The organism is Sphingomonas phyllosphaerae FA2 (assembly GCF_000427645.1).
GTDB lineage: Bacteria > Pseudomonadota > Alphaproteobacteria > Sphingomonadales > Sphingomonadaceae > Sphingomonas > Sphingomonas phyllosphaerae.
Map to the genome: position 1 here is coordinate 2,808,809 of NZ_KE386571.1, position 21,910 is coordinate 2,830,718.

Sequence of the window (21,910 nt, forward strand, 5' to 3'; positions counted from 1 at the left end):
GGCAGGGGCCTATGGCTGTTCAGTCGGCGTGTGCGGGTTCGGACACATGGGTCGATCGTGTGTCTAAACGGTCCCGCGTGACGCGACAGACATGGGCCCCTGCCTTCGCAGGGGCGACGGTGGGTGGGTTACATGTTGATCTTTTCCCACAGGTCTTCCCAATCGGGGTTCATCTTACCGATCAGGTTGAGCTTCCACGCGCGCTTCCATTTCTTCAGCGCCTTCTCACGGGCGATCGCGTTGATCATCGTGTCGTGATGTTCAACGTAGACAAGCCGTGTCAGGCCGTGCTCGCGACAGAAGTCGGAACCCTACCCTCGCGGTGTTGCTGGACGCGCGCCGCGAGGTTGCCCGTCACACCGGTGTAGAGCGTGCCGCTGGGTTCATCGGTCATGATGTACACCCACGGCATCAGGCGGCAGCGTTCCGGGAGAGAGACATGGGCCCCTGCCTGCGCAGGGGCGACGGTCAGTTGCCCGCGCTGACCCGCCAGATCGTGTTGCCGACGTCGTCCGCGACCAGCAGCGCGCCCGCCTTGTCGGTGATGACGCCGACCGGGCGGCCGTGCGCCTCGTCGTCCTTGTTGAGGAAGCCGGTCAGCACGTCGACGGGCTTGGCGCCCTTCACCGGCCAACCGTTCGCGTCGAAGGGCACGAAGACCACCTTGTAACCCGACAGCGGCTTGCGGTTCCACGAGCCATGCTCGCCGATGAACGCCCCGCGCGCGAAGCGGTCGCCGAGCCTGGCGTCCGCCGCGAAGGTCAGCCCGAGCGCGGCGACGTGCGGGCCCAGCGCATAATCGGGACGCTTCACATATTGCTGCAATTGCGGGTTCTTCGGCTCGACGCGCGTGTCGATATAGCCGCCCCAGTAATACCACGGCCAACCGAAGTTGTCGCCGAGTTCGACCGCGGTCAGATAGTCGGGGACGAGGTCGGAGCCGAGCATGTCGCGCTCGTTGACGACGGACCACAACCGGTTGGTGCCGGGCACCAGCGCCATGCCGTTGGCGTTGCGGATGCCGGCGGCGAAGACGCGGTATTTCTTGTTGTCGGGATAGACCTGCAGGATCGCGGCGCGGTCGTGCTCGGCGTCTAGCCCGTCCTCGGCGACGTTGGTGGCCGAGCCGACCGAGACGTAGAGCGTCTTGCCGTCCTCGGCGACGATCACATTGCGCGACCAGTGATTGCCGCCGCCGGGATAGCGGACGACCGTCTCGGGGCGGGCGGTGATCTTCGTTTCGCCGTCGCGATAGGGTACGCGGACCAGCGCGTCGGTGTTGGCGATATAGAGCTGGCCGTTCAGCAGCGCCATGCCCGAGGGCGAATTGAGCCCGGTGAGGAACGGGGTCTTCACCTCCGCGACGCCATCGCCGTTCGCGTCGCGCAGCAGCGTGATACGGTTGGCGGACGGCACGCCCGCGCCGACCTTGCCGAGCAGGTGACGCATCACCCAACCCTTGATCCCGCCGCCCGAGCGCGGCGGCGAATTGGTTTCGGCGACCAGCACGTCGCCGTTGGGCAGGCGGTAGAGCCAGCGCGGATGATCGAGCCCCGTCGCGAACGCGGCGGTCTTGAGCCCGGCGGCGGCGGTCGGCGCCTCGCCGGCCTTCCAGCCGATCGGGTCGGCGGTCTTGACGGTGGGGAGCACCTGTTCGCGCGGCGGGGTGATGTCAGGGCGGGCGCCGGTCACCGCCGCCACGTCGCGGCGGGCGGTGTCAGGCCACGACAGATAGAGGAAGATCGCGACGCCGAGGGCGATCAGCAGGCCGATGACGGCGAGGACGTGTTTGCGCATGACGCGAATGTAGGCGCGCAGGCCGGGGGACGCTACCGGGTTCGTTGTCGGCGTGCCTTAGGCTGCGTCGGCGAAAAGAAGAAGCGGGGCCCCGGATCAAGTCCGGGACGACGGGGGTTATTCGTCGACCCCCTCGGGCACCGGCACCGGCGGGTGGAGGCGCAGGCGGTTGATGCGGCGTTCGTCGGCGTCGGTCACCTCGATTCGCCAGCCGCTGGGATGGTCGATGCACGTCCCCGCCTCGGGCACGTGCCCGGCGAGCACCGCGGTGAGCCCGCCGATCGTATCGACGTCGCTTTCCGCCTCGGCCAGCCGCGCGTCGACGGTGGTGCCGACGTCCTCCAGCTCGACGCGCGCATCGACATCCCATGCGCCGCCGTCGAGCGGCACGAGCAGCACCTCGGGGGCGTCGTCATGCTCGTCCTCGATCTCGCCGACGATCTCCTCGATCAGGTCCTCGATCGTCACCAGCCCCTCGGTGCCCGAATATTCGTCGAGCACGATCGCGAGATGGCTGCGCGACTGGCGCATGTCGGCGAGCAGGTCGAGCGTGCCGCGGCTCATGGGGACGTAGAGCGGCTGGCGGATCAACGCGTGGATGTCGGTCGGGCGTTCGCCGCCCGCCGCGAGGATCGCGAACACGTCCTTGAGGTGCACCATCCCGACGACATGGTCGAGATTGCCGCGATAGACCGGCAGGCGGCTGACCCCGGCTTCGTGGAAGACGTGCACCAGATGATCGAAGGTCGTCGCTTCCTCGACCGCGATCACGTCGGCGCGCGGCACGCCGACATCGCCGGCGTCGCGCTCGCTGAAATGCAGCAGGTTGCGGACCATCTGCCGCTCGAGCTGAGTCAGGTCGCCCTTGATCTCGGGCGCGGGATCTTCCTCGTAACGGTCGATCGCCTTCTCCAGCAATTCGCGCAAGGTCGCCTCGCGCGGCTCGCCGAAGATCATGTTGCGCAGGCCGGTCCACAGCCCGCCTTCATGGTGCTCGCCGCCGTTCGCGGCGCTACTTCGGTCGTCGGCCATGGCCGTGGTGTTCAATCCTCGCGAATCAGATAGGGGTCGGCGATGCCCAGATCGGCCAGGGCGTCGCGCTCGATCTGCTCCATCGCGTCACCCTCGTCGTCGGTCATGTGATCATAGCCTAGCAGATGCAGGCAGCCATGCACCACCAGATGCGTGAAATGATCCGCGGGCGTGATGTTCCGCTCCGCCGCCTCGCGTTCGCAGACGCCGTGCGCGAGGACGATGTCGCCGAGCAGCACCTCGCCGTCGTCGCTGTTCTGGCTGACGGTGTCGATCAGGTCGGCCTGCACCATCGGGAAGGACAGGACGTTGGTCGGCTTGTCCTTCTGCCGGTACTGGCGGTTGAGCCCCTGCACCTCGTCGTCGGTGGCGAGGCGGACGCTGATCTCGACATGCGCGGGGGTGGTGATGAGGTCGCCATAGGGCGTCCGCGCGATCGCGGCGCGCGCGGCGGCGAGCGCGCGCGCCTCCCAGTCGATGTCGGACCACGGGTCTTCGCGGGTGAGTTCGATGTGGATCATGTCAGCCGAGGTCCGTCTGGGAGAAGTCGTCGCCCTTGTAGAGCAATATGGCATCGTTGGTCTTCGCGCAGGCATAGGCGAAGCAATCACCCATGTTGAGCTTGGCGGGATGTTTCGACAGCTTGCCATAACGCGCAGCAGCGTCGATCGCGATGCTGCGCTCTGCGTCGTCGACGGGCACCAGCCGCAGCCCGGCCTGGTGCGCGAAGTCGGTGACGATCGCGGCAGCGGTCATCAGGTCGATCTTCCGGACGCGTGCCACTGCGTGCGCCGCCTCCCACGCCCCGACGGCACAATAGCAACGATCGTTGTGCTCTTCGATCGCGTCGGCGAAATCGTCCGCCTCCGGTTCGCCCGCGATGATCGCAACGATCGCCGACGCATCGACGAAGATGGTCAATCGCCGTCCTCGTCGCTGAGCGAGTCGTAAAAAGCCTTATCTGCTACGAGTCCGGTCGGTTCGCCGAGCGGCTGGGTCTTGCGCCACGCCGCCAGCCGCTCGCGGAGCGGGATATGCACCTCGTCGCGCGCCAGTTCATGCTGGAGCGCCAGCTTCACGGCCATCGTCTTGGAAATGCCGCGACGATTGGCCAGCCGGGCGGCCAGCGCATTCGCTTCCTCATCCTTGATGTACAGCGATGCCATCTCGCGCTCCAGAATATCCCGGTAAGCTATGAAGGATATACCACCGCGTCAACCAGACACCCCCTCATACGCCTCGACGATCCGCCCGACGATCGGATGGCGCACCACGTCGGCGGCGGTGAAGCGGCACAGCGAGATGCCTTCCACCCCCTCCAGCCGCGTCGTAGCATCGGCGAGCCCGCTCGCACCGACGCCGCCGGGAAGATCGGTCTGATTGGGATCGCCGCAGATCACCATCCGGCTGTTCTGCCCAAAGCGGGTCAGGAACATCTTCATTTGCGCCGGCGTGGTGTTCTGCGCCTCGTCGAGGATCACGAACGCGTCGCCGAGCGTCCGTCCGCGCATGAAGGCGATCGGCGCGATTTCGATCTCGCCGCTCGCGATCCGCCGCTCGACCTGCTCGGCGGGCAGGCAGTCGTAGAGCGCGTCGTAGAGCGGGCGGAGATAGGGATCGACCTTCTCCTTCATGTCGCCGGGCAGGAAGCCGAGCCGCTCGCCCGCCTCGACCGCAGGACGCGACAGGATCAGCCGCTGGACGCTGCCCGAAATCAGCTGCGCCACCGCCTGCGCGACCGCGATATAGGTCTTGCCGGTGCCCGCCGGCCCCAGCGCGAAGATCATGTCGTGGGTGGTCAGCTCGCGCATGTAATGCGCCTGTGCGGGCGTGCGCGGGACGATCGTCTTCTTGCGCGTGCGGATCATCACCGACGGGGTCGGGCTGCGCTCGGCCGAGATGATCCCGTCGAGCACCGGCTCGGCCGCCATCGCGATCGACGCGTCGACGAGGCCGGTGTCGACCTCCTCGCCGCGCTGGATGCGGGCATAGAGATCGTGGAGCACGTCGCGCGCCAGCGCCACCTGCTCGGCGGTCCCCTCCAGCCCAACGCGGTTGCCGCGCGCGGTGATATAGACCCCCAGCCGGTTCTCCAGCGCCACCAGATGCTGGTCGTACTGGCCGAACAGCCGGCTCAGCAATTGCGGGCGGTCGAAGACGACCTCGACGCGCGAACGCTCGCCCGCCTGGGCGGGGACGGGTTTACGGCTCATGCGGCTCCTGTGGCGATGGGCGACACGCGGCAGATCGCCGCAAGGGGCGAGATAGGTGCAGCGCGTGACGGCACAATGGCATCGCAGGCGAATGTGGCAGGCGATGCCCGCAGGGGGAAGGTGGAATCGTCATGATGTTCGTCACCCCCGGACCTGGTCTGGGGGGGACGCAGGGTTACGCCGCCGCCAGCGCACGCACCTCGCCGGTCAGCGATAGCGGGCCGGCCTGCGTCAGCGTCACGTCGAGCACGTCACCGATCGCGTGTGGGCCGACGACGTGGACCGATTGCAGCCACGGCGACTTGCCAAGCCATTGCCCGTCGCGCTTGCCGCGGCGCTCGATCAGCACGCTGCACTCCCGACCGACCGAGGCGGCGTTGAACGCGGCCTGATCGCGGTTGAGCGCCGCCTGCAAGCGCTGGAGGCGCTCGTCCATGACCTCGGCGGCGATCTGCTCGCCAAGCGTCGCGGCCGGGGTGCCGGGGCGCGGCGAGTATTTGAAGCTGTACGCCTGCGCATAGCCGACCGCGTCGACGAGGCTGAGCGTCTCGGCGAACTCGGCCTCGGTCTCGCCGGGGAAGCCGACGATGAAGTCGCCCGACAGCGCGATGTCGGGGCGCGCGGCGCGGATGCGGTCGAGCAGCCGCAGGTAGCCGTCACGGGTGTGTTGGCGGTTCATCGCGCGCAGCACGCGGTCGCTGCCCGCCTGGACCGGCAGATGGAGGAACGGCATGAGGCTCTCGACATCGCGGTGCGCGTCGATCAATCCCTGCGCCATGTCATTGGGATGGCTGGTCGTGTAGCGAATTCGCGCCAGCCCGTGGATGCGGTCGAGCGCGCGGATCAGGTCGTGGAGCCCCCGCCCGTCCCCATCGGTCCAGGCGTTGACGTTCTGCCCGAGCAACGTGATCTCGCGCGCGCCAGCATCGACCAGCGCCTTCGCCTCGTCGACGATCGCCGCGAACGGACGGCTAATCTCCGCCCCGCGCGTATAAGGGACGACGCAATAGGTGCAGAATTTGTCGCAGCCTTCCTGCACGGTCAGGAACGCGCCGGGTGCGACCTTCCGCCGCGCCGGGAGCGCCGCGAACTTGGAGGCGAGCGGCATGTCGGTGTCGAGCGCGGCGGTGCCGCTGACCGCATCCGCCACCAGCTTCGGCAGATTGTGGTACGCCTGCGGGCCGACCACGACGTCGACCTTGGCGCGGCGGACGATCTCCTCGCCCTCGGCCTGCGCGACGCAGCCAGCGACCGCGATCATCGGCGTGCGGCCCTCCGCGCCCGCGACCTTGCGGACGCGGCCGATGTCCGAGTAGACCTTCTCGGTCGCCTTCTCGCGGATGTGGCAGGTGTTGAGCACGACGAGATCGGCGGTATGGGCATCGTCGGTGGCGACCATCCCCTCCGCCGCCATCAATTCGGCCATCCGCTCGCCATCATAGACGTTCATCTGGCAACCGAACGATTTGACGTGGAAGGTTTTCGGCGAAGTCTTCTGGGGCGGAGTCTTGGCGGGCACGGACATGCCGCGCGCCTTAGCGGAAACGGGTCAGGCTGGCCAGCGCGCCGCTCAGCGCTGCGTCTTGAGATAGGCGATCAGATCGGCGCGCGCGAGCGGATCATGGACGCCGGCGAACGTCATCGTCGTGCCCGGCACATTGTCGCGCGGATCGGTGAGCCAGGCGTTTAGCCGCTGGTCGTCCCACACGCCACGTTGCGCCTGAAGCGCATCAGTATAGCCGAAGCGCGGGCGGTTCTGCGCGATCGGCGCGCCATAGACGCCGTGCAGGTTCGGTCCGTTGCGATCCGCCCCGCCCGCCGCGATCGAATGGCAGGCGGCGCATTGCCCGAAGCGGCGCGCGCCTTCCTGTGCATCGGCGACCTGCATGAACTGCGCGAAGGTCGGGTTCGGCCCGAGCCGCGCGCGCCGCTCGGCGCTATCGTCGCGCGAACAGGCGGCAAGCGCGAAGCCAAGGAACCCGAACAATCGCTCAACTCGAACCATGACCCGTGCTAACCGAGCCGCAGCGCATGTTCCAGCGTCACCGGTTTAGCGTGACGCCGTCTGGGACAGAGGTTTGTCCTGCTTCTTCTGCACCCACTCCAGAAAGCCTTTACGATAGGCTTCGCGGAGCCCGGACTGCGCGGCAGCGACCATGTCGGGGGTTTTCGGCGGGAAATCACGGGCCGAATTCTTCACCTGCCCTTTCGAAACCACTGGCCTTGTCGCGCCATTCCGACCGAAATCGCGCAGGGTCCAGCCAGTGTACAACTGACTGCCGTAGATCGGGTCCTTCTGGTAATAGATACGGGTGCCGATCAACTCGGCGTAACAAGGCGCCGCCGCATCGCTCAATCGACCGGAGCCATTGAGCGACGCTTTCATTGCGTCGCGACGTTGCTTGAGCGACGGATCCGCCTTTGCCGCTTCTTTGGAGGAGATCGGTTGCTCGACGACGATCCGATAGTCCGGCAAGCCGAGTGCGCGGGCAGCGTCAGCAGCGCGTAGTTCCTCGATTTGCGCCTCTGGAGACAAATAGTCCCGCAGCGACGCTTTGATGGTCCGGTTCTTTCCGTCGTGCATTGACACATCGGCAGCGGCACCGATCAAACCGAACCCCGTAAGCAAGCCGCGTTGCGCGCCATCGTGATCGTCGGACGGCCAGATGTGTAGCTCGCAAGAACCCGCTGACGGCATATCTTGGGCCTGGGCGGCGGAACAACACGATAATGCCATGCCCGCCATGATGATCTTCGTTGTCTTCATCAAGCTTCTCCCCTGTTTGGCGTTCAAACGGGGAAAGTGCGAATTGGCAGCACCACTTTGGGTCAGTTCAAACCAAATTGGAGATTTTAGCAGACGCCTTCGCAGCTAAATCGAACGGCGTCCGTCATTTGCGCGCTTCTCCGCTACGGGCGAGAATGCGTGCGCGAGCTTCGGCGGCGATCGCCTTGCGGTCACCTGCGGGCACGAACGGCGCGAGGAAGTGCAACGTCACCGCGAACGTGCCGCGGCGGTTGAGGACGCGTCTGGCATGGTCCGCGCCGTCCTCGGCGCCGACCCACGCCACGTCTGGGGTCGCCGCGCCATAGTCGATCCGCACCGGCTGGACGCGCACGCCGGGCGGCGGCGGGGCGAGCGCGGCGAGCAGCCCGGCCTTGAACGGCCCCAGTGTCACGCCGTCGCCGGTCGTGCCCTCGGGGAAGATCGCGATCGGCTGCGGCCCGGCGAGCTGGTCGCGGAGTGCGGCGACCTGCGCGTCGATCCCCATCCGGTCCCCGCGTCGAACGAACAGCGTGTTGTTGAGCGTGCACAGCCAGCCGACCAGCGGCGCATCGCGCAGCTCGGCCTTGGCGACGAACGCCGCCCCGCTCGCCCCGGCCAGCGCGAGGATGTCGATCCAGGTTACGTGGTTGGCAAGCAATACCGCGTCGCGGCGCAGCGGCGTGCCGATCACGCGCACCCGCGCCCCGACGATCCGCGCCACCCAGCCGAGGAAACGCCGCGGCCACGGCGAGCGGAGCCGGAACAGTCGCCACGTCCCGTGCAGGACGAGCGCGACGATCAGCGCCGCGATGAGCGTGACGAGCCGTGCCCAGCCTCGCGCGTTCAGCCGCACCTCAGTCCTTGCGGAGCGCGACGCCGTACAATTCCATGCGGTGGTCGACCAGCCGGAAGCCGAGCCGCTCGGCGATCGCCTTTTGCAGCAATTCCAGCTCAGGATCGACGAACTCGATTACCTTGCCGGTCTCGACGTCGATCAGATGGTCGTGATGCGCCTCGGGCGAGGGTTCGTAGCGGGCGCGGCCATCGCCGAAATCGTGACGGTCGAGGATACCTGCCTCCTCGAACAACCGCACGGTGCGGTAGACCGTCGCGATCGAGATGCCGGGATCGATCGCGGAGGCACGCGCATAGACCTTCTCGACGTCAGGATGGTCTTCCGCCTCCGACAGAACGCGCGCGATGACGCGGCGCTGTTCGGTAATACGCAGGCCCTTTTCGTGACACAGCGCTTCGAGATCGATCTTGCGAGCCATGCCTGCCATGTAATGGATCGCGCTTGTTGCGAAAAGCGCTACCGACTCGCAAAAACCGATTATCGATGGATTTCGAGCGCGCGCGCATAGGTGTGCGCGTCGAATGCCTGCCCATCGCGCCCGCGGTAATAGTTGCGGCGTACGCCGGCGTGGCGGAACCCGTGCGCGGCGTAGAGCGAGACCGCCGGGTTGTTGGCGCGCACTTCCAGATGCAGCTTCGCCACCCCGCGTCCCTCGCATTCGGCGATCACCCCGCGCAGCAGCGCCGCGCCGACGCCGCTGCGGCGCGCGGGCGGGTCAACCGCGATCAGCAGCAGCTCGGCCTCGTCCATGATCGCGCGGACCAGCGCGAAGCCGACCACCACGTCGTCGACGCGCGCCAGCGTCAGCCAGACGCCGGGCATCGCGAGGATGCCGATGCACTGGCTGCGCGTCCATGCCTCGCCATAGCGCGGATCGAAGGCGGCGAGCATGATGCGGTCGACCACCTCGGCATCGCCTGCGCCGCCCGGTACCAGCTCGATCAGCCGCACCCGCGTGCTCATGCGGCGGGCGCGGCCGCGGCGGCCGGCAGCTTCGCGTCGGGGGCGCGGCCGTAGAAGGGCACTGGCGGCAGCGCCCGCGACGCCGGCGGAAGCAGCAGCGCGTAACGCGCGTCGGGCAAGGTGTCGTCGACGGGCACCTCGGCATCGAGCGCTGCGAGCCAGCGCGTGCCGCTGCCGATCGCGCGGCGACCGTCCAACGCCGCCAGCGCCGCCGCCGGGGTGAGCGAGCGGGGCGCGTCGAGCGCGGCGAAGGGAGCGGTGAAGCCCTGCATGAAGACCTCACCGTGCCCGCCTTCCATCACCACCGCAAGCGGGCGCGGATCGTCAGCGAGCGCGGCAACCGCGACCAGCGACGGCGCGCCATAGCCGGCGACCTCCGCGCCCCAGCCAAAGGCGAGCGCGCGCGCGGCGGCAATTCCGACGCGGATGCCGGTGAAGCTGCCCGGTCCGACATCGACCAACACGCGGTCGGCGCGTCCGCCGTCGGGCAAAGCGGCGATCATCGGCACCAGCCGCTCGGCATGGCCGCGCCCGACCACGTCATGCGTGTGCGCGATCAGTTGCTCATCCTCGAACAGCGCGACCGAGCAGGCGGCGGTCGCAGTGTCGATCACCAACGTGCGCATCAGGCGATTCGGTTGAACGTCTCGAACGTTGGGCGCGGGTTGCGCGGGTGGAGCGTCGCCGGATCGCCATAGCCGAGCGTCGCGATGAAATTGGTGCGCACCGCCGGCGTGTCGGCGAAGAACGCCTTGTCGACCGCGCCGGCGTCGAAGCCGGACATCGGCCCGACGTCGAGCCCGAGCGCGCGTGCGGCGAGGATCAGATAGCCGCCTTGCAGCGACGAGTTACGGAACGCAGACGCCTCGCGCAGCTCGCGATTGCCGTCGAACCAACTCTTGGCATCGACGTGCGGGAACAGCTCCGGCAGATGTTCGTGAAACTCGACATCCATGCCGAGGATGACGCTGACCGGCGCCTTCAGCACCTTGTCGCGATTGGTGTCCGAGCAGGCGGCGGCGAGTGTCGCCTTGGCCTCATCGGTCACGCACCACACCAGCCGCGCGGGCAGCTGGTTGGCCGAGGTCGGCCCCATCTTCACCAGCTCCCACAGCGCGCGGAGCGTGTCCTCGCCGACCGGTTCGTCGCGATAATGGTTGAAGGTGCGCGCGGTGCGGAACAGCTGGTCGAGCGCCTGGTCGTCGAGCGGGGTGGCCATCGGAAACTCCAGTTATCGGGAAGGTTGGCGCGCGATCAGACCGCGCGTACCTCGGTCACCTCGGGGACGTAATAACGCAGCAGCTGCTCGATGCCGTTCTTGAGCGTCGCGCTCGACGATGGGCAGCCGGCGCACGCACCCTGCATCCGCAGGAACACCTTGCCCTTGTCGAAACCGCGATAGACGATGTCGCCGCCGTCGTTGGCAACCGCCGGGCGGACGCGCGTCTCGATCAATTCCTTGATCTGCGCGACGATGTCCGCGTCCTCCGGGTTGTCGGCGAAGTTTTCTTCCTCGGCCGGGACGCTGAACCCGGCGCCGCCGGTGCGGAACAGCGGCATCTGCGCGGTGAAATGGTCCATCAGAATCGCGAGGACGTCGGGCTTGAGCGTGTGCCACTCGACGCCGGGCGCGGCGGTAACCGAGACGAAGTCGCGCCCGAAGAACACGCCCGTCACGTCGCCGAGCCCGAACAGCGCGTCGGCAAGCGGGCTGGCCTCCGCCTCTTCGGGAGTGGCGAAGTCGCGCGTGCCGGCATCCATGACGGTGCGGCCGGGCAGGAACTTGAGCGTCGCCGGGTTGGGCGTGGCTTCGGTTTCGATCAACATCGCGGCGATGTGGCGCGTGCGGCGCGCCGGATCAAGCGCACAGGGCGAAAGCGATCGTTTCGGGGGGGATAGGCGGAGAGTGCGCGCTCCGACTCGTCATTCCCGCGGAGGCGGGAATCCAGAACCTCTGACGTTTCGCTTCTATCGCCGGACCTGCGCGTCTGGATCCCCGCCTTCGCGGGGATGACGATGGGCACTAGGAGAACGGGGCGACCCCGTCAGCCGTCCATCTGCTCCACCGCCGCGTTCCATTTCGCGACATTGGCCCGCGCCTCCTGGACGAAGGCAGAGCGCCGGACCGCGCCGAGGAACAGGTCCGCGATCCATTTGCCGGGACGGCGCAGCGGGCGTTCGAACTGGATCAGCAACACCACGCGTGTGCCGCCAGTGTCGTTCCACACCTCATGATCGTAGGTGTCGTCGAACACGAGCGTCTCGCCTTCCGACCACCGGACGATCCGGTCGCCGACGCGCATCCGCACGTCGCCGTCGCGCGGCACAATCAGCGCGAGATGGCAGGTGATCAGCCCCTTCGACACACCGCGGTGCGGCGGGATGTGCGTTCCCGGCGCGAGGATCGAGAAAAAGGCGGTGGTCAGCCCCGGCACGCGCGCCAGCACGTCGCGGGTCCGCGGGCAGCGGGTGAGATTGTCGTCGATGCGATAGCCATAGCCCCACAGGAAATAGGATCGCCACTTGCCGACCTCGGCAATCGCGCGGTGATCGGGGGAGATGGTGGCGAGGCTGGGCGAGGCATTGCAGACCAGCGCGACCGCACGCGCCTCGGCGAGAATGTCATGCCAATGATCGCGGAGCAGCGCGGTCCAGGCGAAGTCGCGCACGTCGAGCACCGGCGCATTGGCGACCAGCGACGACCCCGCGATCAGCCGGTCGAACGTCCCGCGCAGCCGCTTGCCGACGCGCACCGGCCAGGGGCGACCGGGCTGCGCGGTCAGCGCCGACGACGACCGGGCGGCCAGCGATCCCGCCGGGGAAAGTGTCAGATCCAACCTCGTCATCTGCTTTTCGATCAACCCGTTGCCCGCCCCCGAACGACTGGAAAGCGGCGGCAAGTACACGCGCATCGCGGCCAGAACGTGGCGCAGAACGGCAAAGGAAAGGCGCGCGGGCGTTGCCGCGGGTCGCGACGCACCCTACAATCGCCGAATGCATCCTTATTCGCGCGTGCTCGCGAAGCCGCTCGTCGCCCTCCTGCTCGTCTCCGTCGCGCTGCCGCTTCCCGCGCAGCAGCGCGCGCGGCGCGCTCCGGTCGCGGCCTCCACCGTCCCAACGCAGGCGGCCGCGCCGATCACGGTCGATACCCGGCCGTGGCTGTTCGCCGATTCGGATATTCCGCCCGATACCAACTGGCATTTCGGCGCGCTGCCCAGCGGATTGCGCTATGCGGTGCGGCGCAATTCGGTGCCGCCGGGGCAGGTGGCGGTGCGCGTGCGGATCGACGCCGGCTCGCTGTACGAAACCGACGCCGAACAGGGCTTCGCGCATTTGATCGAGCATCTGTCGTTCCGCGGCTCGAAATACGTGCCCGACGGCGAGGCCAAGCGCGTGTGGCAGCGGTTCGGCGCGACCTTTGGCAGCGATTCGAACGCCTCGACCACGCCGACGCAGACCGTCTACAAGCTCGACCTGCCCGGCGCGACCGACGTGAAGCTGGACGAGAGCCTCAAGATCTTTTCGGGCATGATGGCTGCGCCAGCGATCAGCGACGCCGGGCTTGCCGCCGAGCGCCCCGCGGTGCTCGCCGAGCAGCGCGAGGCGCCGGGGCCGCAGGTCCGCTACGGCGACGCGCTCCGCCAGACGTTCTTCGCCGGGCAACCGCTCGCCAGCCGCTCGCCGATCGGCACGATCAAGACGCTGGAGGCGGCGAATCCGGCGAGCGTGCAGGCGTTCCACGACAAATGGTATCGCCCGTCGCGCGCGGTGGTCATCATCTCGGGCGACATCGATCCCGATGTCGCCGCCAAGCTGGTGGTGAAGAATTTCGGCGGCTGGCAGGGCAAGGGCGCCAATCCCGCGGACCCCGATTTCGGTACGCCGCAGACCGGCGACCCGATCGCCAAGACGATCGCCGAGCCGTCGCTGCCGCCGATCGTCGCCACCGCGGTGCTGCGCCCGTGGAAATATCAAAGCGATACGATCGTCTTCAACCAGAAGCGGATGGTCGACCAGCTCGCGATGCGGCTGATCAACCGCCGGCTGGAGACGCGCGCGCGCGCCGGGGGCAGCTTCCTGCAGGCGTCGGTCAACCTCGACGACGTGTCGCGCTCCGCCAACGGCACCTTCACCAACGTCATTCCGATCGGAACCGACTGGGAAGGCGCGCTGAAGGACGTGCGCGCAGTGATCGCCGACGCCATGGCCACCCCGCCAACGCAGGGCGAGATCGATCGCGAGCTGGCCGAGTTCGACGCCGCGATGAAGAACGACGTCGACACCTCGCGGGTCGAGGCCGGTGCGAAACAGGCCGACGACATGGTCAGCGCGCTCGACATCCGCGAGACGGTCGCGGGGCCGCAGACCAGCTATGACATCCTCAAGCAGGCGCGCGCGAAGGGCATGTTCACGCCCGCCGCGATGGTCGAATCGACCAATCGGCTGTTCAAGGGCGACGCCAACCGCGCGCTGGTCAACACTCGCACCCCGGACGAGGGCGCGGCGGCGAAGCTGGCGGCGGCGATGAAGGCCGACGTGTCGAAGCTGGCCGGCAAGCGCACCCAGCAGGCGGCGGTCGATTTCTCGCGGGTCCCGAAACTCGGCCAGCCAGGCAAGACCGTTGCGCAGGCGCGGGTCGGCGACCCGCCGATGGAGCAGGTGACGTTCGCCAACGGCGTACGCGCGCTGATCTATTCCAACGCCTCCGAGACGGGCCGGGTCTATCTGCGTGTGCGGTTCGGGCGCGGCTATCAGGCGCTGCCGTCCGACCGACCGACTCCGGCCTGGGCGGGCGACACCGCGCTGATCGCCAGCGGGATCGGATCGCTCGACCAGAGCGACCTCGACCAGCTGACCACCGGGCGGCGCATGGGGCTGGACTTCGACATCGGCGATGATGCGTTCCTGTTCGGCGCGCAGACGACGCCCGGTGATTATGCCGACAATCTGACGTTGATGGCCGCCAAGCTGGCCGCGCCGCGCTGGGACAAGGCGCCGGTGGCGCGTGCGCGTGCCGCGATGCTGGCGGGCTATGCCGGGCTGTCGTCGTCACCGGACGGCGTGCTGGCGCGCGATCTGGAAGGCTTGCTGCGTGACGGCGACCCGCGCTGGGGCGTGCCGACGCTGGAGCAGATCGAGAAGCTCGACGCCGCGTCGTTCAAGAAGCTGTGGCAGCCGCTGCTCGCGACGGGGCCGATCGAGGTCGATATCTTCGGCGACGTGAAGGGTGACGAGGCGATCGCGGCGGTGGCCAAGAGCTTCGGCGCGCTCAAGACGCGGCGCGCGGACGATCCGCGCTCCCCGACGGTGCGTTTCCCCGCGCATGTCGCGCAGCCGGTAATGCGCACGCACGACGGCGACGACAATCAGGCGGCGGCGGTGATCGCGTGGCCGACCGGCGGCGGATCGGCGGATCATGCCGAGCAACGGCGGTTGGACGTGCTGGCGGCGGTGTTCAACGACCGGCTGTTCGACCGGCTGCGTTCGGTGGCGGGGGCGAGCTATTCGCCGAGCGCGCAGAGCCAGTGGCCGGTGGGGCAGCCCGGCGGCGGGCGGCTGATCGCGATCGGCAAGGTCGCACCCGACAAGGTGCCGCTGTTCTTCCAGCTCTCGCGCCAGATCGCGAGCGAGCTGGTGTCGACCCCGGTCAGCGAGGACGAGCTGCGCCGCACGATCGTGCCGATGCTGCAATATATGGCACGTGCCTCATCGGGGAACCAGTTCTGGCTGCTCCAGACCAGCGGCGGGACGTTCGATCCCAAGCGGATCGAGGCGAGCCAGAGCCTGGTGAGCGACTTTACGACGATCACCCCCGCGCTGTTGCAGGCAACGGCGGCGAAGTATCTGAAGCCGGAGAAAGACTGGACGATGGCGGTGGTGCCGAAGGGAGCCGCGGCGGCGAAGTGAGGGCGTGGAGGGTAGGTTCGTCCCCTGCCCCACACGCCGTCGCCCCTGCGCAGGCAGGGGCCTATCGCTGTCTGGTGGGTCGATCAGGCTGACACATGGAGCAACGCCCGTGTGTCAGATGACGCGCGGCACGATACAGGCATGGGCCCCTGCCTCCGCAGGGGCGACGGTGGGTTTGGCGGCGGCTACGCCAGCAGTTTCGGGCCGTCCTTCTGCAGCTTCGCACGTAATTGCTCGCCGAACATCCCGAGCAGACCCGGCAGCTCGAACAAGGCGTGGACGTTGCGCTCGGTAACGTCGAGCTGGACCGCGACGCGCTGGCCCATGCCCTCGATCACGAAATGCAGCGTGTCGCCATCCCAGCGATGCTCGCTGACGTGCCCGCCGGGGATGTAGCCGGCGAGTTTGTCGAACCCGCCCTCGATCCGCGCGCGGGCACCGGCAACGCCGAGCTGGTGCGGCAGGTCCACTTCGATCGGCTTGCTCATGCGCTCCATCCATGACGTGTCATGCTGCACTGATACGCCTCGCAACCGTCATCGTCACGCCCTACCTCGTGCGGATGGCTTGCGATGACGCGCGGGGCGTCGCAGGAGGCGTCGACACCTGCGCGAAGGAAGCCCTGCCCTGTCCTATCGTTCATCGATCGAAGCGTTTCCGCGGCGCTATCCGGCGCTGGCCGCCTTGCTGCTGGGCGTCGCCGCGGCGTGCGGGTTCGCGCCGCTGGAATATTGGTGGCTGGCGATCGCCGCCTTCGCGGGCTGGATCGCGCTGGTCCATGCCGCGCCGACACGCCGGCAGGCGTTGTGGCGCAGCTGGGCGTTTGGGGTCGGGCATTTCACGATCAACGACAATTGGTTCCAGCACGCCTTCACCTTCCAGGACCAGATGCCGCACTGGCTGGGCTATGCCGCGCCGCTGGCGCTGGCGCTGTATCTGGCGGTGTTTCCGGCACTGTGCGCGGGGCTGGCGTGGCGCGGACGGGCCGTGCGGGTCGATGCCGGGTTCGTGCTGCTGTTCGGCGCTTGCTGGATCCTGACCGAGTGGATGCGGAGCTGGCTGTTCACCGGTTACGCGTGGGACCCGCTGGCCGTGATGTGGGTGCCGGTGCAGCCGGTGGCGTGGCTGGCGACCCTCGTGGGCACCTATGCGCTGTCCGGGCTTACCGTTTCGGCGGCCGGCGGGCTGTTGTTGCTGCCCGCGGGTCGCAAGCAGATCGGCATCGGCGTGGTCGCGTTCGCGATCCTGACCGTGGCCGAGTTGCTGAGTTATCGGTCGGGACCGGCGCCCGCCGCCGCGGACGCGCCGAAACTGGTGGTCGTGCAGCCGAACGTGCCACAGGACCAGCGCGGCGAGAGCGATCAGGCGATGATGCTCGCGCGGCTGTTGCGGCTGTCCGGGACGCCCGGCGCCACGCCGCGGCTGGTGATGTGGCCCGAGGGCGTGATCCGCGACTTCATCGAGGACGATTATCCCTTTTGGGTCTACGGCAATACCAGTCCGTGGCTGACACGGACGCGGATGGCATCGGTGCTCGGGCCGCGCGACATGCTGCTGACCGGGGGCACCGCGCTCCAGTTCGACGGCAAGGGCGACGTGACGACCGCGAGCAATTCGGTGTTCGCGCTCGACGCGCGTGGGCGGATCCGCGGGCGGTACGACAAGGCACATCTGGTGCCCTATGGCGAGTATCTGCCGATGCCGTGGCTGCTCAAGCCGCTGGGTTTGTCGCGGCTGGTACCTGGCGACATGGATTTCGCGCCGGGGCCGGGGCCGCAGACCATGATGGTGCCGGGGTTCGGCGCGATTGGGATGCAATTGTGCTACGAGATCATCTTCTCGGGGCAGGTGGTCGATCCGGCGCAGCGCCCGCGGCTGATCTTCAATCCGTCGAACGACGCATGGTTCGGCAATTGGGGATCACCGCAATTCCTCGCCCAGGCGCGGCTGCGCGCGATCGAGGAAGGGCTGCCGGTGATTCGCGACACGCCGACCGGCATTTCCGCCGTGATCGCCGCCGACGGTGCGGTGATGGCGACCGTGCCGCGCGATGTCAGCGGCGCGATCGTCGTACCGATCCCGCCTGCGTTTGCCCCCACCCTCTTCTCGCGCCTTGGGAATTGGGCGGCGTTGCTGGTCGGGACACTTCTCACACTCGTCGCATTTGCGTTGCGGCGTCGATCGCGGTAACGACATAAAGCTATCTTTATATCGTTATCTCCCGGAGCCTCCATGCGTCAGTCGTTCATCTTCACGTCCGAGTCGGTGTCCGAAGGCCATCCCGACAAGGTCGCGGATCAGATTTCGGATTCGATCGTCGATCTGTTCCTCTCCAAGGACCCCGAGGCGCGCGTTGCGTGCGAAACGCTGACCACCACGCAGCTGGTGGTGCTGGCTGGCGAGATCCGCGGCAAGGGCGTGTACGAGAACGATCAGTGGGCGCCGGGGATCGAGGATGAGATCGAGGCGACCGTCCGCGCGACCGTGAAGCGCATCGGCTATGAGCAGTCGGGCTTCCACTGGAACGAGTTCCGCTTCCTCAACGAGCTGCACGGCCAGTCGGCGCATATCGCGATGGGCGTCGACGAGAGCGGCAACAAGGACGAGGGCGCGGGCGACCAGGGCATCATGTTCGGTTACGCGACCGACGAGACCCCGGGCCTGATGCCGGCGACGCTGTATTACAGCCACAAGATCCTCGAGCGGCTCGCCGCCGACCGCCATTCGGGCGCGGCGCCGTTCCTCGAGCCCGACGCCAAGAGCCAGGTGACGTTGCAGTACGAGAACGGCGTCCCGGTCAAGGCGACCGCGCTGGTCGTCTCGACGCAGCATGCGCCGGGCTATTGCGAGAAGGGCGACAATGCCGACGCCGCCAAGTACAAGGTCCTGCACGATTACGTGATGGGCGCGTTCAAGGACGTGCTGCCCGACGGCTTCATCGACGACGCGACCAAGATCTACATCAATCCGACCGGCCAGTTCGAGATCGGCGGCCCGGACGGCGACGCCGGGGTGACCGGGCGCAAGATCATCGTCGACACCTACGGCGGCGCGGCGCCGCACGGCGGTGGCGCGTTCAGCGGCAAGGACCCGACCAAGGTCGACCGTTCGGCGGCCTATGTCGCGCGCTATCTGGCGAAGAACGTCGTCGCGGCCGGGCTGGCCAAGCGCTGCACGATCCAGCTGTCCTATGCGATCGGCATCGCCGAGCCGCTGTCGGTCTATGTCGACCTGCACGGCACCGGGACCGTCGAAGAAGCGAAGCTGGAGGCGGCGCTGCCGCAGCTCGTTCGCCTGACCCCGAAGGGCATTCGCGAGCATCTGGCGCTCAACAAGCCGATCTATTCGAAGACCGCGGCGTACGGGCATTTCGGCCGTGACGCCGAGGGTGACTTGTTCACCTGGGAAAAGACCGATCTGGTGGACGCGCTGAAGCAGGCCGTCGCCTGATTGTTCGGGGGGCGGTTCGGTTGAGCGGCCCCCGTCTTTCGTCACTGCGAGCGGAGCGAAGCAGTCCCGGGCCGGACCATAACGCCCCGAGCGCGATCGACAGTCAGCGCTCCAAGGCTGATCGCGATCTTTGTCGATCTTCGTCGCCCCGGACTTGATCCGGGGCCCCGCTTGTTCTTGGCGATCGAGGAAAAAGCGGGATCCCGGATCAAGTCCGGGATGACGGATGTGGCAGGCGGCCGGCGAATAAAGATCCGTCCTCGATCGCGTCACCCCGCTCGCAGTGACGAGGCTGATGACGCAGCCCCCGCTTTGTTCTACCGACCTCGCCCATGATCGCGCATCTCAAGGGCATCCTGACCTCGACCGGCACCGACCATGCGGTGATCGACGTGCACGGCGTCGGCTATCTGGTCGGCGCGTCGGCGCGGACGCTGGCGGCGATCGGGCCGGTCGGCGAGGCCGCCACCCTGTTTACCGAGATGCTGGTCGCCGAGGAATTCATCCGGCTGGTCGGCTTTGCAAGCGCCGCCGAACGCGACTGGTTCCGGTTGCTGACCGGCGTGCAGGGCGTCGGCGCGCGGGTGGCGCTGGCGATCCTGTCGGCGCTGGAGCCCGCCGACATCAGCCGGGCGGTGATGGCGCAGGACAAGGCTACCGTCGCGCGCGCCAACGGCGTCGGGCCGAAGCTGGCCGAGCGGATCGTCCGCGAGTTGAAGGACAAGGTCGGCGGGGTGGCGCTGGGGCCGTCGGCGGCGGCGCAGGTGGTGCCGGTCGGTGCCGGGTCGGACGCGGTGTCGGCGTTGCTCAATCTCGGGTTCCGGCCGGCGGAGGCCGCTAGCGCGGTCGCGGCGGCGGAGGAGGAACTGGGCGACGGCGCGTCGCTGGACGCGCTGGTGCGGCTGGCGTTGCGCAAGGCGGCAAAGTAGCGCGGATTACCGTCCGTGCTGCGTTCGGGTCAACGAACGTGCCTGATCACGACGTTCTCGAACCATTCCCCGGCAGAGGCCGGAGATCGGAGCGCCGTTTCGCAGAGGTCTCGCGGAGGCGAGAGTACGACCCGCTGGCGCTTGCAAGAGTCGCTAACCTCAGAGGTTCTGGATTCCCGCCTGCGCGGGAATGACGATGGTTCGAGGCGTCACCTCCCTCGCTGTCCGTCCGTGTTGAGCTTGTCGAAGCACGTGCGCCAGACGGAACGCCCGGAGCACGCACTTCGACAGGCCCAGTGCGAACGGTTCAGCGTTCGCCCCACTGACTTGGAGGTCAGCCCCGGGGGCGAACCCGGGGCGACGAAGATTACGCGCCCGCCGATGCGCCGCTGCCGCCGCGACCACGCCCACGTCCGCCGCGGCTGCGGCGGGCACCGCCGCCACCGGCGCTGGCGTTCGCATAGTTGCGCCCGCCCTGTGCCGAACCCGGCGTCGCGCGCGGCGCATGGCTGGCCTTCGGACGCGCCGGGCCGCGCTGACCGCGCGGGCGATCCTCGCGCGGGGCGGGATCGGCACCGATCGTCTTGACGCGCTGTGCCTTCAATTGCTCGGCCTGCTTGAGGAAATCCTCGGGCAAGTCGCTGACCGGGATCTTCTGCCGCGTCACCTTCTCGATGTCCTTCAGGTACGGACGCTCGTCGTCCGCGCAGAAAGCAATCGCCTCGCCGCTGCGCCCGGCGCGGGCGGTACGGCCGATGCGGTGGACATATTGCTCGGCGACATTCGGCAGCTCGAAGTTGAAGACGTGGCTGACGCCCGACACGTCGATGCCGCGCGCGGCAATGTCGGTCGCGACGAGGATCGGCACCTCGCCCGACTTGAACAGCGCCAGCGCACGCTCGCGCTGCGGCTGGCTCTTGTTGCCGTGGATCGCGTTGGCGGCGATGCCGTTGCCGGCGAGCAGCTTCACGACGCGGTCCGCACCATGCTTGGTGCGGGTGAACACCAAAGCGCGGTCGATCGGCATTTCACGCAGCAGGATCGTCAGCAGCGCCTGCTTCTCGGTCTGGTTGCAGAAGATCACCGACTGATCGACGCGCTCGGCGGTGGTCGACGCCGGCTTGATCGACACCGTTGCCGGATCGTTGAGGAATTGCGAGGCCAGATCGCGAATCGCGGTCGGCATCGTCGCCGAGAAGAACAGCGTCTGGCGCTTGCGCGGGACCATCCGCACGATCTTCTTGAGCGCGTGGATGAAGCCGAGGTCGAGCATCTGATCGGCCTCGTCGAGCACCAGGATCTCGATCATCGACAGGTTGATATAGCCCTGCTCGACGCAATCGATCAGCCGGCCCGGCGTCGCGACGAGGATGTCGACGCCGCGCGCGACGTCATTGCGATTCTTGTTGATGCTGGTGCCGCCGAACACGGTCGCAACCGACATCTTGCTGAACTGGCCGTAGGCACGCGCCGAATCGGCGATCTGGCTGGCCAGCTCGCGGGTCGGGGCGAGCACGAGCATCCGGCAATGCGTCGGCAGCACCTTCTTGCCCTCGCTCAGCCGCTGGATCGACGGCAGCACGAAGGCGGCGGTCTTGCCGGTGCCGGTCTGCGCGATGCCGAGCAGGTCGCGGCCTTCGAGCAGCTGCGGGATCGAGTCGCGCTGAATCGGGGTGGGTTCGGTATAGCCCTTGGCTTCGAGCGCGCGGACGAGCGGCTCGGCAAGGCCGAGAGTGGCGAATGACATGGAAATACAGTCCTAAATACAGGCGCTACCCGGACGCCCGAACAGGCACACGAGTGGCGGGGAAGATTGACACCCCGCGTGACTTGGGAAGCCCGTGAAAAACGACCGAGGCGGAGCCGGGACCAATTGGTCCGATCACGCTGCCAACGCCTCGATGCTGCGTCACATGGCGAATTAGCCCATCGAAGTCAAGGTCGGACCTTTCGCACCTTGATTGCGCAACCGTTGCGAACGTATCGCGTTCGCACC

The 21,910-nt window shown here is 67.7% G+C and carries 24 protein-coding genes; 4 read left to right on the forward strand and 20 right to left on the reverse strand.

Annotation, left to right across the window (positions count from 1 at the left end):
- Positions 1-128 precede the first annotated feature (128 nt).
- From SPHPH_RS21815 to SPHPH_RS0113695, 18 genes are all read right to left on the reverse strand, one after another.
- On the reverse strand, positions 129-248 hold the full coding sequence (locus tag SPHPH_RS21815) for a GIY-YIG nuclease family protein (protein WP_475297018.1): 120 nt from the start codon (positions 246-248) through the stop codon (positions 129-131).
- A 32-nt stretch (positions 249-280) separates the two neighbouring features.
- Positions 281-394: a GIY-YIG nuclease family protein gene (locus SPHPH_RS21790; protein WP_420329292.1), complete on the reverse strand. Its 114-nt coding sequence runs from the start codon at positions 392-394 to the stop codon at positions 281-283.
- A 74-nt stretch (positions 395-468) separates the two neighbouring features.
- Entirely contained in the window at positions 469-1,797 is a 1,329-nt protein-coding gene (locus SPHPH_RS0113620) for a PQQ-dependent sugar dehydrogenase (protein ID WP_028967183.1), read from the reverse strand.
- A 117-nt stretch (positions 1,798-1,914) separates the two neighbouring features.
- Positions 1,915-2,829 (reverse strand): hemolysin family protein, encoded by a 915-nt coding sequence (locus SPHPH_RS0113625; RefSeq protein WP_028967184.1) that lies wholly within the window; start codon positions 2,827-2,829, stop codon positions 1,915-1,917.
- An 11-nt stretch (positions 2,830-2,840) separates the two neighbouring features.
- Positions 2,841-3,350 carry an rRNA maturation RNase YbeY gene (gene ybeY, locus SPHPH_RS0113630; RefSeq protein WP_028967185.1) on the reverse strand — a complete coding sequence of 170 codons (510 nt, stop codon included), beginning with the start codon at positions 3,348-3,350 and terminating at the stop codon, positions 2,841-2,843.
- Position 3,351: 1 nt separating this feature from the next.
- Positions 3,352-3,750, reverse strand: coding sequence for a type II toxin-antitoxin system VapC family toxin (locus tag SPHPH_RS0113635; RefSeq protein WP_028967186.1), 399 nt, complete (start codon positions 3,748-3,750; stop codon positions 3,352-3,354).
- Positions 3,747-3,995 carry a type II toxin-antitoxin system VapB family antitoxin gene (locus tag SPHPH_RS0113640; protein WP_028967187.1) on the reverse strand — a complete coding sequence of 83 codons (249 nt, stop codon included), beginning with the start codon at positions 3,993-3,995 and terminating at the stop codon, positions 3,747-3,749. The genes SPHPH_RS0113635 and SPHPH_RS0113640 overlap by 4 nt, the downstream gene beginning before the upstream one ends.
- Positions 3,996-4,043: 48 nt before the next feature.
- Positions 4,044-5,042, reverse strand: a complete 999-nt coding sequence (locus SPHPH_RS0113645) for a PhoH family protein (protein ID WP_028967188.1) — start codon at positions 5,040-5,042, stop codon at positions 4,044-4,046.
- 175 nt (positions 5,043-5,217) lie between these two features.
- A complete protein-coding gene (gene miaB / locus SPHPH_RS0113650; protein WP_081668635.1) occupies positions 5,218-6,567 on the reverse strand; it encodes a tRNA (N6-isopentenyl adenosine(37)-C2)-methylthiotransferase MiaB in 1,350 nt (449 codons plus the stop codon).
- Positions 6,568-6,612: 45 nt separating this feature from the next.
- Positions 6,613-7,047, reverse strand: coding sequence for a c-type cytochrome (locus SPHPH_RS0113655; protein ID WP_037488595.1), 435 nt, complete (start codon positions 7,045-7,047; stop codon positions 6,613-6,615).
- Positions 7,048-7,092: 45 nt separating this feature from the next.
- Positions 7,093-7,809, reverse strand: coding sequence for a hypothetical protein (locus tag SPHPH_RS0113660; protein WP_028967191.1), 717 nt, complete (start codon positions 7,807-7,809; stop codon positions 7,093-7,095).
- 124 nt (positions 7,810-7,933) lie between these two features.
- Entirely contained in the window at positions 7,934-8,662 is a 729-nt protein-coding gene (locus SPHPH_RS0113665) for a lysophospholipid acyltransferase family protein (RefSeq protein WP_028967192.1), read from the reverse strand.
- A gap of 1 nt (position 8,663) precedes the next feature.
- Positions 8,664-9,083 carry a Fur family transcriptional regulator gene (locus SPHPH_RS0113670; protein ID WP_028967193.1) on the reverse strand — a complete coding sequence of 140 codons (420 nt, stop codon included), beginning with the start codon at positions 9,081-9,083 and terminating at the stop codon, positions 8,664-8,666.
- A gap of 59 nt (positions 9,084-9,142) precedes the next feature.
- Positions 9,143-9,628: a ribosomal protein S18-alanine N-acetyltransferase gene (gene rimI / locus SPHPH_RS0113675; RefSeq protein WP_028967194.1), complete on the reverse strand. Its 486-nt coding sequence runs from the start codon at positions 9,626-9,628 to the stop codon at positions 9,143-9,145.
- Positions 9,625-10,254, reverse strand: coding sequence for a tRNA (adenosine(37)-N6)-threonylcarbamoyltransferase complex dimerization subunit type 1 TsaB (gene tsaB / locus SPHPH_RS0113680; RefSeq protein ID WP_028967195.1), 630 nt, complete (start codon positions 10,252-10,254; stop codon positions 9,625-9,627). The genes rimI and tsaB overlap by 4 nt, the downstream gene beginning before the upstream one ends.
- Positions 10,254-10,847, reverse strand: a complete 594-nt coding sequence (locus SPHPH_RS0113685; protein ID WP_028967196.1) for a malonic semialdehyde reductase — start codon at positions 10,845-10,847, stop codon at positions 10,254-10,256. The genes tsaB and SPHPH_RS0113685 overlap by 1 nt, the downstream gene beginning before the upstream one ends.
- A gap of 35 nt (positions 10,848-10,882) precedes the next feature.
- Positions 10,883-11,455: a NifU family protein gene (locus tag SPHPH_RS0113690; RefSeq protein WP_028967197.1), complete on the reverse strand. Its 573-nt coding sequence runs from the start codon at positions 11,453-11,455 to the stop codon at positions 10,883-10,885.
- 218 nt (positions 11,456-11,673) lie between these two features.
- Positions 11,674-12,474, reverse strand: coding sequence for an aspartyl/asparaginyl beta-hydroxylase domain-containing protein (locus tag SPHPH_RS0113695; protein WP_081668756.1), 801 nt, complete (start codon positions 12,472-12,474; stop codon positions 11,674-11,676).
- Between the two features lie 148 nt (positions 12,475-12,622).
- Between SPHPH_RS0113695 and SPHPH_RS0113700 the strand changes: the two genes are divergently transcribed.
- The gene (locus tag SPHPH_RS0113700) at positions 12,623-15,535 is read left to right on the forward strand and encodes a M16 family metallopeptidase (RefSeq protein WP_028967199.1); all 2,913 of its coding nucleotides are present in this window, start codon (positions 12,623-12,625) and stop codon (positions 15,533-15,535) included.
- Positions 15,536-15,720: 185 nt separating this feature from the next.
- Here the strand turns inward: SPHPH_RS0113700 and SPHPH_RS0113705 are convergent, their stop codons facing one another.
- Positions 15,721-16,023 (reverse strand): polyhydroxyalkanoic acid system family protein, encoded by a 303-nt coding sequence (locus SPHPH_RS0113705; RefSeq protein ID WP_028967200.1) that lies wholly within the window; start codon positions 16,021-16,023, stop codon positions 15,721-15,723.
- A 196-nt stretch (positions 16,024-16,219) separates the two neighbouring features.
- Here SPHPH_RS0113705 and lnt point away from each other — a divergent pair, with 196 nt between their 5' ends.
- From lnt to ruvA, 3 genes are all read left to right on the forward strand, one after another.
- On the forward strand, positions 16,220-17,725 hold the full coding sequence (lnt, locus tag SPHPH_RS0113710) for an apolipoprotein N-acyltransferase (RefSeq protein ID WP_238303101.1): 1,506 nt from the start codon (positions 16,220-16,222) through the stop codon (positions 17,723-17,725).
- Positions 17,726-17,767: 42 nt separating this feature from the next.
- Complete coding sequence (metK, locus tag SPHPH_RS0113715; protein ID WP_028967202.1) at positions 17,768-18,985, forward strand: methionine adenosyltransferase; 1,218 nt, start codon at positions 17,768-17,770, stop codon at positions 18,983-18,985.
- A 332-nt stretch (positions 18,986-19,317) separates the two neighbouring features.
- Entirely contained in the window at positions 19,318-19,914 is a 597-nt protein-coding gene (gene ruvA / locus SPHPH_RS0113720; protein ID WP_028967203.1) for a Holliday junction branch migration protein RuvA, read from the forward strand.
- A 367-nt stretch (positions 19,915-20,281) separates the two neighbouring features.
- Here ruvA and SPHPH_RS0113725 read toward each other — a convergent pair whose 3' ends face one another.
- On the reverse strand, positions 20,282-21,661 hold the full coding sequence (locus SPHPH_RS0113725) for a DEAD/DEAH box helicase (protein WP_028967204.1): 1,380 nt from the start codon (positions 21,659-21,661) through the stop codon (positions 20,282-20,284).
- Positions 21,662-21,910: the final 249 nt, after the last annotated feature.

Bases quoted from the DNA above. Each gene is read 5' to 3' on its own strand.
- SPHPH_RS21815 (WP_475297018.1), bottom strand. From the start codon at position 248: ATGATCAACGCGATCGCCCGTGAGAAGGCGCTGAAGAAATGGAAGCGC.
- SPHPH_RS21790 (WP_420329292.1), bottom strand. From the start codon at position 394: ATGACCGATGAACCCAGCGGCACGCTCTACACCGGTGTGACGGGCAAC.
- SPHPH_RS0113620 (WP_028967183.1), bottom strand. From the start codon at position 1,797: ATGCGCAAACACGTCCTCGCCGTCATCGGCCTGCTGATCGCCCTCGGC.
- SPHPH_RS0113625 (WP_028967184.1), bottom strand. From the start codon at position 2,829: ATGGCCGACGACCGAAGTAGCGCCGCGAACGGCGGCGAGCACCATGAA.
- ybeY (WP_028967185.1), bottom strand. From the start codon at position 3,350: ATGATCCACATCGAACTCACCCGCGAAGACCCGTGGTCCGACATCGAC.
- SPHPH_RS0113640 (WP_028967187.1), bottom strand. From the start codon at position 3,995: ATGGCATCGCTGTACATCAAGGATGAGGAAGCGAATGCGCTGGCCGCC.
- SPHPH_RS0113645 (WP_028967188.1), bottom strand. From the start codon at position 5,042: ATGAGCCGTAAACCCGTCCCCGCCCAGGCGGGCGAGCGTTCGCGCGTC.
- miaB (WP_081668635.1), bottom strand. From the start codon at position 6,567: ATGTCCGTGCCCGCCAAGACTCCGCCCCAGAAGACTTCGCCGAAAACC.
- SPHPH_RS0113655 (WP_037488595.1), bottom strand. From the start codon at position 7,047: ATGGTTCGAGTTGAGCGATTGTTCGGGTTCCTTGGCTTCGCGCTTGCC.
- SPHPH_RS0113660 (WP_028967191.1), bottom strand. From the start codon at position 7,809: ATGAAGACAACGAAGATCATCATGGCGGGCATGGCATTATCGTGTTGT.
- SPHPH_RS0113670 (WP_028967193.1), bottom strand. From the start codon at position 9,083: ATGGCTCGCAAGATCGATCTCGAAGCGCTGTGTCACGAAAAGGGCCTG.
- rimI (WP_028967194.1), bottom strand. From the start codon at position 9,628: ATGAGCACGCGGGTGCGGCTGATCGAGCTGGTACCGGGCGGCGCAGGC.
- tsaB (WP_028967195.1), bottom strand. From the start codon at position 10,254: ATGCGCACGTTGGTGATCGACACTGCGACCGCCGCCTGCTCGGTCGCG.
- SPHPH_RS0113685 (WP_028967196.1), bottom strand. From the start codon at position 10,847: ATGGCCACCCCGCTCGACGACCAGGCGCTCGACCAGCTGTTCCGCACC.
- SPHPH_RS0113690 (WP_028967197.1), bottom strand. From the start codon at position 11,455: ATGTTGATCGAAACCGAAGCCACGCCCAACCCGGCGACGCTCAAGTTC.
- SPHPH_RS0113695 (WP_081668756.1), bottom strand. From the start codon at position 12,474: ATGACGAGGTTGGATCTGACACTTTCCCCGGCGGGATCGCTGGCCGCC.
- SPHPH_RS0113700 (WP_028967199.1), top strand. From the start codon at position 12,623: ATGCATCCTTATTCGCGCGTGCTCGCGAAGCCGCTCGTCGCCCTCCTG.
- SPHPH_RS0113705 (WP_028967200.1), bottom strand. From the start codon at position 16,023: ATGAGCAAGCCGATCGAAGTGGACCTGCCGCACCAGCTCGGCGTTGCC.
- metK (WP_028967202.1), top strand. From the start codon at position 17,768: ATGCGTCAGTCGTTCATCTTCACGTCCGAGTCGGTGTCCGAAGGCCAT.
- ruvA (WP_028967203.1), top strand. From the start codon at position 19,318: ATGATCGCGCATCTCAAGGGCATCCTGACCTCGACCGGCACCGACCAT.
- SPHPH_RS0113725 (WP_028967204.1), bottom strand. From the start codon at position 21,661: ATGTCATTCGCCACTCTCGGCCTTGCCGAGCCGCTCGTCCGCGCGCTC.